At 70.5% G+C, this 8,988-nt stretch carries 6 protein-coding genes and 1 pseudogene; 4 read left to right on the plus strand and 3 right to left on the minus strand.

What is annotated here, in order from left to right; translation table 11 throughout:
• Positions 1–177 precede the first annotated feature (177 nt).
• From ACIBU0_RS35465 to ACIBU0_RS35475, 3 genes are all read left to right on the plus strand, one after another.
• The gene (locus tag ACIBU0_RS35465) at positions 178–2,250 is read left to right on the plus strand and encodes a glycoside hydrolase (RefSeq protein WP_398826941.1); all 2,073 of its coding nucleotides are present in this window, start codon (positions 178–180) and stop codon (positions 2,248–2,250) included.
• A gap of 194 nt (positions 2,251–2,444) precedes the next feature.
• Positions 2,445–4,133 carry a serine/threonine-protein kinase gene (locus ACIBU0_RS35470; RefSeq protein WP_398826943.1) on the plus strand — a complete coding sequence of 563 codons (1,689 nt, stop codon included), beginning with the start codon at positions 2,445–2,447 and terminating at the stop codon, positions 4,131–4,133.
• Positions 4,130–4,801, plus strand: coding sequence for a hypothetical protein (locus ACIBU0_RS35475; RefSeq protein WP_398826945.1), 672 nt, complete (start codon positions 4,130–4,132; stop codon positions 4,799–4,801). The genes ACIBU0_RS35470 and ACIBU0_RS35475 overlap by 4 nt, the downstream gene beginning before the upstream one ends.
• A 32-nt stretch (positions 4,802–4,833) precedes the next feature.
• Here ACIBU0_RS35475 and ACIBU0_RS35480 read toward each other — a convergent pair whose 3' ends face one another.
• From ACIBU0_RS35480 to ACIBU0_RS35490, 3 genes and pseudogenes are all read right to left on the minus strand, one after another.
• Positions 4,834–5,694, minus strand: a complete 861-nt coding sequence (locus tag ACIBU0_RS35480) for an SDR family oxidoreductase (RefSeq protein ID WP_398826947.1) — start codon at positions 5,692–5,694, stop codon at positions 4,834–4,836.
• 105 nt (positions 5,695–5,799) lie between these two features.
• On the minus strand, positions 5,800–6,486 hold the full coding sequence (locus ACIBU0_RS35485) for a DUF4328 domain-containing protein (RefSeq protein ID WP_398826949.1): 687 nt from the start codon (positions 6,484–6,486) through the stop codon (positions 5,800–5,802).
• A 128-nt stretch (positions 6,487–6,614) separates the two neighbouring features.
• A pseudogene (locus ACIBU0_RS35490) lies at positions 6,615–7,754 on the minus strand (RICIN domain-containing protein); the annotation flags it as partial.
• Positions 7,755–8,160: 406 nt separating this feature from the next.
• Here ACIBU0_RS35490 and ACIBU0_RS35495 point away from each other — a divergent pair.
• Positions 8,161–8,658, plus strand: coding sequence for a DUF1877 family protein (locus ACIBU0_RS35495; RefSeq protein WP_398826951.1), 498 nt, complete (start codon positions 8,161–8,163; stop codon positions 8,656–8,658).
• The last annotated feature ends 330 nt before the right edge of the window (positions 8,659–8,988 follow it).

Consider the following 8,988-nt stretch of genomic DNA (forward strand, 5'->3'; position numbering starts at 1 on the left):
ACCGAGATCCCGGCAGTGTAGACATCCCGCCAGCGAATGTTTACGTAAACATCCCTCGCATCCCAATCCAGCACGTCGCATCCCCACCCAACGAAGAGCGCACCCGACCGCACCACGCAGGCCCCGATCTCTGTGTCCCGCCGGGACGTGGCACACAGAAGAGTTGGAGTACTCGAGATGGCACACCGCACGCGCACGAGACGGCTCCTCGGGGCCATCGGCATCACCGCCCTCGCGACCGGGACCGTCATGGCCACCACCTCACTGCCGGCCGCGTTCGCCGACACGGCGAGCGCCAACGCCTCGGTCACCGTCCGGCCCGACCCCTCCTACAAGGGGCAGAGCTTCGAGGGCTGGGGCACCAGCCTCGTGTGGTTCGCCAACGCCACCGGCGACTACCCGCCCGCGATACGGGAGAAGCTGGCCAAGCTCCTGTTCGGCGACGACGGCCTCGCCCTGAACATCGCCCGCTACAACATCGGCGGCGGCAACGCCCCGGACGTCACGGACTACCTGCGCGCCGGCGGAGCCGTCGAGGGCTGGTGGAAGGCCCCGGCGGGCACCACCCGCGAGGACGTCGACTGGTGGAGCGCCGACGACCCCGCCGACTGGAACAAGAACGCCGACGCCACCCAGCGCTGGTGGGTGAACCGCATCAAGAAGGACATCACCCACTGGGAGGCGTTCAGCAACTCCCCGCCGTGGTTCATGACCGTCAGCGGCTACGTCTCGGGCGGTTTCGACTCGTCGAAGGACCAGCTCAAGGAGGAGTCCGTCGACGACTTCGCCGCCTACCTGGTGGGCGCTACCGAGCGGCTGGAGAAGGCGCACGGCATCAAGGTCGACACCCTGGACCCGTTCAACGAGCCCAACACCAACTACTGGGGGACCAAGCTCGGCGCGGACGGCCAACCGACCGGCGGCCGCCAGGAGGGCGCCCACATAGGCCCCGAGCTCCAGCAGAAGGTGATCAAGGCGCTCGGCCCGGCCCTGGAGAAGTCCCGCACGAACGCGGAGATCTCCGCGATGGACGAGACCAACCCGGGCACCTTCGCCACGAACTGGAACTCCTACCCCCAGGACGTGCGTGACCTCGTCGGCCAGATGAACGTCCACACCTACGGCACCAGCCAGCGCACCACCGTACGCGACCTGGCCAAGGCGGCCGGCAAACCGCTGTGGATGAGCGAGGTCGAGGGCGACTGGGGTGACGGCCAGAGCTTCACGGACATGCGTCCCGGCCTGGGCCTGGCCCAGCGCATCGTCGACGACCTGCGGGAACTGGAGCCCAAGGCCTGGGTGTTCTGGCAGCCCGTCGAGGACTACGACAACATGAAGCCCGGCGGCGAGTCCGCCAAGGGCGGCAACTGGGGCGAGGTCCAGATCCCGTTCAGCTGCACCTCCGAGGACACCCTCGAGACCTGCCCGATCTACACCAACACCAAGTTCGACACCGCCCGGAACTTCACCCACTACATCAAGCCCGGCGACCGCCTGATCAAGACCGACGACACCTCCAGCACGGCGGCGGTCTCCCGCAAGGGCGACAACGCCACCGTCGTCCACGTCAACAGCACCACCGCGGCCCGCGACGTCACCCTGGACCTGTCGAAGTTCGGTTACGTCTCCTCCCGCGCCACCGTCACCCCCGTCGTCACCGACGCCGACGGCAAGCTCGTGCAGCAGAAGCCCGTCCGGGTCACCGGCAAGCAGGCCACGATCACCGTCCCCGCCCAGTCCGTGACGTCCTTCCTGGTCAAGGGAGTGTCCGGCGTCGCGAAGAACGGGGCCGAACTGCAGGAGGGCCACAGCTACCGCCTGACCGGCGCCCAGAGCGGCAAGGACCTCACCGTCGCCGCCGACGGCACCGGCCTCGTCATCAGGACCACCGACACGGCCGACCCCAGCGGACAGCAGTGGACCCTGGACCGCGTCGGCCACACCACCGGCAACCGGGCGCGCTACGCGCTCACCGCCGACGGGGCCTCGGGGGAGGGCAAGCGCCTGGCGATCCGCGACGGCGCCCTGGTGGCCGAGCCCGCCGAAGGCCGCGCCGACAGCGCCGCCCAGTGGATCATGTCGACGACCGGCGACGGCACCTGGACCCTCGTCAACGCCGGCACCGGCCGGCTCGCGGACGTCGCCGGCCAGTCCACGAGCGACGGTGCCAAGGTCGGCGTGTGGTGGCCGAACTCCGGCTCCAACCAGCGGTGGAGGGTGACCGACGTGACATCCGCGACCGACAACTGATCAACCGGCGTACCGACTAGGCCCAGGTCTGCGACCTGGGCCTTGTCATTGGGGCCAGGTATGTCCACCGACCGCGTCCGAGGAAGATTCGGCGCGAGCACTTGCCCCGCAACCACGGTGGCCGAAAATGTGTCTCTCAGCGCGTGGCCCGAGCTCCGGGGGGAGCCCGGGGGCGGGGCGGCCTTGGGGGATGCATGAACACATGGGCGGTGCCCGGGTACAGCGAGACGCTGGAACTCGGGTCCGGGGCGAGCGGGCGGGTCGTCCTGGCCGTGCACGAGGAGACCGGTGTGCCGGTCGCGGTGAAGTACCTCAGCGAGACGCTGCGCGACCGGCCGGGCTTCGTGCACGACTTCAGGGCGGAGGCACGGCTGCTCGGCGGCCTGGAGAGCCCGTACGTCGCCGTCTTCTACGAGTACGTCGAGAGCCCGGACGGCGCCGCCATCGTCATGGAGCTCGTGGACGGCGTCTCACTGCGGGCCCTACTGGCCCGTCAGGGGCCGCTGGAACCGGAGGCGGCGCTGGTGATCCTCAAGGGGTCGCTGCTCGGCCTGGCCGACGCACACCGCGTCGGCGTCGTCCACCGCGACTACAAGCCGGAGAACGTCCTGGTCGACCCGGACGGGGCCTCCAAGCTCGTCGACTTCGGGATCGCGGTGGACACCGGCACCACCGTCGGGGTGGCCGGAACCCCCGCCTACATGGCCCCGGAGCAGTGGACCGGCGCGCCCGCCTCGCCCGCCGCCGACGTGTACGCGGCGACGGCCACGTTCTTCGAGTGCCTGACCGGCCGCAAGCCGTACACCGGTGACCATCTCGCCGAACTCGCGCTGCAGCACGTCGAGGCGCCCGTCCCCGCCGAGGACGTCCCCGAAACGGTGCGGGACCTGGTGCGGCGCGGCCTCGCCAAGGACCCGCAGGAACGCCCAGCCCACGCCGAGGAGTTCGTCGCGGAGCTGGACGCCGCCGCCGGAGCCGCCTACGGGCCCGGCTGGGAGGAACGCGGCCGTGGCCGGCTCGCCGCGCTGGTGGCCCTGCTGCCCCTGCTGCTTCCCTCGGCACGGAGCGCTCCGCGGACGACCGTGGACACGGCGCGTACGGTTCTACGACCGGACGCGGACCGGGATCCGGACGGCGGGCAGGGCCACGCCCCGGACCACCGCTGGGCGCAACCGTGGCGGCCCAGCAGGACCGGGGCGCTCGTGTCCGCGGCGGCCGTACTCCTGGGCATTCTCCTGACGTACGGCATCCGGCACACCCCGGGAACGGACCCGCAGCAGGCGGCACAGGCCCTGGCCACCACCAGCGCCCAGCCCGGCGGAATGCCGACGGGACCCACCGCCACCGCTCCGGCCTCCGCGTCGCCGTCCTCCTCCCCGACGTCCACCACCTCACCCGGCCTGTCGACCTCTCCCTCCGCGAGCACCACAGCGGACGACCCTGCGGCGCCCGGGACCACGACTCCGCCAACGGACCCGGACACCCCACCACCCGGCGGGACGACCCCGACCACCCCGGCCACCGACACACCGCCGACCACCGACGTCCCGGCCCCCACCACCGTCAAGGACGTCGCCGTCTCCGACTTCCAGCAGACCGGACCGACCACCGCCACGGCGACCCTGGGCATCACCACGAACGGCACCGGGCCGGTCACCATCACGGTGTCGTGGTTCACGAGCAACACCGCCGGACAACTCGGCACACCCGACGGCGCCCCCCAGACGTTCGAACGCAGCGGCGCCACCCAGTACACCCTGACCGCCGACCACACCTTCCTCAGCCGCGGCTGCTACTGGGCGGTGCAGATCACGACCACGCCGGTCTCCTCGGACGGCGGTGCCTCACAGCAGCTCCTGACCAGGCAGTGTGAAATCGGATGACCGCGCAGAAGGACGACCCCGGGCACGACGCCGCCGGGTACGAGGAAGCCGAATACAGCGCCACCGTCCTGGCCAGCCACTGGATCCAGCGACCGGAGCAGGACGCGACCCTCGTCGAGCCACCGACCCCGACCCCGACCCCGACGTCGGCGACCGTACCGGACCGCGTCGAAGGCACCGTACTGCGCTTCGGCCCCGGGGTGACCGCCGCGACCCTGCACCGCACCCACCGGACGCTGCCCGCCGTACCGCCCCCCACAGCGCCGCCGGCCCCGCGCCGGCGGCTGCGCAGACACGCACTGCCCGCACTGGTGCTGATCTGCGTGCTCGCGTTCCTCGCCTGGCAGCGCCTCGGCCCCTCCGTCGACGTGCGGACGGTGGCGGTCACGGCCCGGCCGGCGGTGCTGGCGTGCGACGCCACCGCGGACATCGTCGCCGTCGTCACCACGAACGGCCGCCCGGGCACGCTCTCCTACCGTTGGATCCGCAGCGACGGCACCACCTCGGGCGTCCTGCGCGAGGAGGTGACCCGGGGCCAGAAGCAGGCGCGTCTGCACCTGCTCTGGACCTTCCAGGGAAAGGGCCACCACACGGCACGGGCCGAACTGCGCATCCTCTCCCCGAGCCACCCGGCGGCCGTCTCCCACTTCACGTACGACTGCCCGTGAGGGCGACGCAAGGACACGCGTCGTGAAGGAGGCTAGGCCGACGTTGCCACGGGGGACTGCGCCGCGAAGGCGTCCGCGTGCTCCGCGGCCCACCGGCTGAAGGTGCGGGCCGGACGGCCGGTGACCTTCTCGACGGTGTCGACGACCGTACGGCCCACCTCCGGGGTGTTGCCGTACACCTCGAGCAGGAAGCCGATGACCTCCTGCGGATGGCCCGCCGCCCGCCACCGCGCCACGGCCTGCTCCTCGGTCAGCTCGACCAGGGAGATCTCCCGGCCACGGGAAGCGGCGATCGTGGCCACCTTGTCGGTGACGGTGAGGACTTCAGGGCCGGTGATCACGTACTCCTGGCCTCCGTGCCCCTCCTCGGTGAGCGCGACCGCGGCGACGGCGCCGATGTCACCCTCGTGGACCATGGCGCTCAGCCGGGAGACGAACGGCTCGCGGACCTCGTCCGAGGCCACGATCTGCTCGGCCCACTCCAGGGCGTTGGACATGAACTCGACCGGCATGAGCACGGTCCAGTCCACCCCCTCGTCGGCCCGCACGGCGTCCTCCAGCAGCGACGGCCCGCCGCCGTGCAGCACGGTGACCCGGCGTACGCCGGCCGCGCGGGCCAGCTCCAGGATGCGCGGTCCGGTCTCCAGCGGGGCGAAGTAGGGTCCGCCGAAGGTGATCAGATGAAGGCCCGTAACGCCCTCCAGGGCGGGAATCAGACTGTCGGGCTCGGTGAGATCACCCTGGACGGCCTCGGCGCCGGCCGGAAGGTCGGCGCTCGCCGCATCCCGGGTGAGGGCGCGGACCTCGTGCCCGCGGGCGAGGAGCTCGGTGACGACCTGACGGCCGACGGTTCCGGTGGCGCCGGTGACAAGAATCTTCTGCGTCTGTGTCATGGCATGACCGTAGGAAGCGTTGCGGTCAGCTTCTGTCCGCAAGTCCGCAAGTCCGGAACCCGGCGGCAGGAAGCACCGTCGAGACGGTGAGGATGTTTCCAAGCGTCACCCGGACGCCTTCAGCCGCTGCATGGCCGTCAGTCGGACGGCGAAGTACACCGCGGCCGCCGCGGCGGCGAGGTCCAGGATGTCGGCCGCAACGTACTGCGCCACGGCACTTCGGACCTGCGCCGGCGTCTCGGCGTTGCCGTAGCGGGAGGCGGCGTACCGGCCGAACAGGGTGCTGGAGACGAACAGCCCCCACCACAGGTTCACCGGCCAGATCGACGCCCGGTACGGTTCGCCGTCGTCCGGCAGCGGCGTGCTCGCCCCCCACATGTCGACCGCGATGCGGTACGGCATCCAGAAGTTGGCCAGTGGGATCACCCAGGCCCCGATGGCCCAGCCGGGTCCGTTGCGGAATCGGTCGGGCGCCAGTAGCCCTGTGTTACGGCGCATCAGGAAGAACCAGACGACGAAGAGGACCGCACAGGGCACATACGCCATGATCTGGACGTTCCCGGCCGTCTCGTACAGCCCATAGGCGGCGTCCAGTTCCTGCTGCGGGGCAGTGGCGAAACTGTCGTCCCCGTCGATCAGCAGGTGCACCCGGACCCCGGCGAACACGGCGAACAGATCGCTGAGAGCGACGACTGCGAGCAGCGCTGAAACGGCGGCCACAAGGACGTGAGACGAGAGCGGCACCCTACCGGGCAGCAACGGACGCGGACGCAGCTCACTGGATTCGGACATGACGGTGGCCCCCCACGGGCAAGAAGACGGAAAACGGCCCGCGGAAGATCGCGTGCCGAGGCACGGTAAGCCGAGCGGAGACGTCCCGTCCATGCCAACCACCCGCTGACTTGGGATGGGGCGGCAGTTCAGGTGCGCGGCGGCGTTTCGTCGGTCACGGCCCAGCGTTGGTTCGCGCCCGACGTGGGAGTCCAGGTCGTCACCCTGAAGCCGTCCGCCGTGGCCTGTCCGGCGACGTCGAGGAGCCGGCCGGTGGCGGCGTTGACGAACGTCCAGGTGCCGTCACCTGTTGTCGACATGATCCACTGAGCCTCCCTGCCGGCGGGCCCGGAGTCAGGGTCCTCCAGCACCGCTGCGCCGTCCCGCACGGCAAGCCGCTTGCCCGTCGCGGAGTTGACGAGCGAGTAGCGCTCGCGGTTGCCGTTGCCCTGGGTCAGTTTTCGTACGGACCACAGCTGGGCGTCGGCGGTGGTGCCGGAGGTGCGGACGACGAGCCCGGTGGCGTCGTCGTTCGGTGCCAGTGATTTGCCGCTCTGCACGCCCTGCAGCCGGTACGCGTGGCCGGGCTGGATGAGCGCGGCGTCCCGGCTGGCCCCTCCGACGCCCGAGAGGCGGAAGGTCGTGACCGACTTGGCGGGGAGGGTGAGCGTGGCGGAACGGCCGGTCACCCGCACCGGCTCGCCCTCGACGAGCGCGCCGTCGGCGCTGGTCACCACCGGCGTGACGGAGTCTCTCGGGGTGACGTATCCGAAGCGGGACAGGTCCAGGGTTACCGTGCGCGCGGTGGTTCCGTCGTTGACGTGCACCACGGTGGCCCCGGTGCCGGACTTCTTGACGGCGGCGACGCTGGAGGGGTCGTCGGTCTTGACGAATCGGTCTCCGGGTCGGATGTAGTGGGTGAAGTCCCGAATCGTGTGGAACTTGCTGTTGGGCTTGATCGGGCAGGTCTCGAGCGTGTCGGCGGCCGTGCAGTCGAACGGGATGTGGATGCTGCCCCAGTTCTTGCCGGCGGCCGCCTGGGGGATGGCGTCCTCGATGGGTTGCCAGAACACCCAGGCGGACGGCTCGAGTTCGCGGATGTCGCCGACCATGCGGGTGGCGATCCCCAGGCCCGGCTCCATGCCGGTGAAGTCGCTGCCGGTGCCCCAGGTGCCCTCGACCTCGCTCATCCACAGCTTTTTGCCCGCGCCTTTGGCGCCGTCACGGGCGCTCGTGCGCATGCCCGTGCCGTACGTGTGGACGTTGAGCCGGCCGACGGCGGCCCGTGAACACGTCAAGACATGGGGCAAAAGTTCGGCGCGAGCAGGTGGCTGAGGTGGTAGCCCACCCCGCCCGCCGGTGCATCGGCGGCCGGTCACGCGCCATCGCTCGTCAGCCCTGACCTGGGCTGAGCCGCCACACCGTTGGCGTGCGAGCCGAAAGCGGAGTTCTGGTAGAGGTCGACCGCGACGGCGATGCCCGCGGACGGCCTGGTGCAGGACAGGGTGTAGCCCTTCTCGATCCTGGGCTCTGGGGCTCTGGGGCTCTGGGGCTCTGCGCTGCGGTGCCGGACGCCGTCCTGGGCACGACCTGAGATGGCGCGTCAAGAGGCGGATGTCCCGCTGTCAGTGCCGTCCATTAGGTTCTGTGCGTTCGGTCCAACGAGCGGACCTCCGGATTGAAGGACTCGTCGCCATGAGCATCTACCTGCACTTTCGCGCCGTCGCCGAATCGGAGATCCGGGACGACCAGACCTGGCTTGCGGCGTTCATGTCCGAGGCCTGGGACAACCACGCCGACGAGTACGCAGCGGGTGTCGCCAAATCGATCAACAAGGTCTGGAACTCCGTCGATGGCCTCTACGCCGCGGCCGGTGTCCTCGAAGCGGACACGGACGAGCCCTGGACGCTGCCGATTTACGGCGGCCGCCCCGTTGCACACAGCGCCGACGCCGACCCCTCCGACCCTCCCCTGATGATTCTTGAGCCATCGGGGGTGTCGCAGGCGGCAGACTTCCTCGCGCGTGTCTCCTTCGACGAACTGTGGCATGTCGCCGGTGCCGGACTCGGCGGCCTCGGCCAGGACGAGTCGCAGGTCAGACAGGAGTTTCTCGACTATCACAGGGACCTCCAAACGTTCTACGGGCGGGCGGCCGCAGCAGGCCATGCGGTGGTCAAGGCGGTATGGGCATGAGATGCGGTGGCGTTTGAGCCGTTGCAGCAGTTGGGGCTGTTCGATCCCGCACTCGATCGCATGCCGCTGCTTGTAGTCGCCCTTGTCGCGTGGGAGTCGCCCCGCTGCGCGGCCGTGATCACCACTGACAAGAGCTCTTGCCCCGCCCCATCCCGCCGAGGGCGAGCGGCCTGCCCGACTTGAAGGGCATGACGAAGCCGTGCGCCCCCGGGCCCCGGCGGGCGGCGCGGGGCTAGGTGTTTAGAGATAGAGATAGGCAGCGGCGCCCAGGTGGCGGGCGGGGGCCCGGGGCGGCACCCCGCCCGGGTCCGGGGGGGGGGGTAGAACCCC

Source organism: Streptomyces sp. NPDC049627 (assembly GCF_044465645.1).
Classification (GTDB): Bacteria; Actinomycetota; Actinomycetes; order Streptomycetales; family Streptomycetaceae; genus Streptomyces.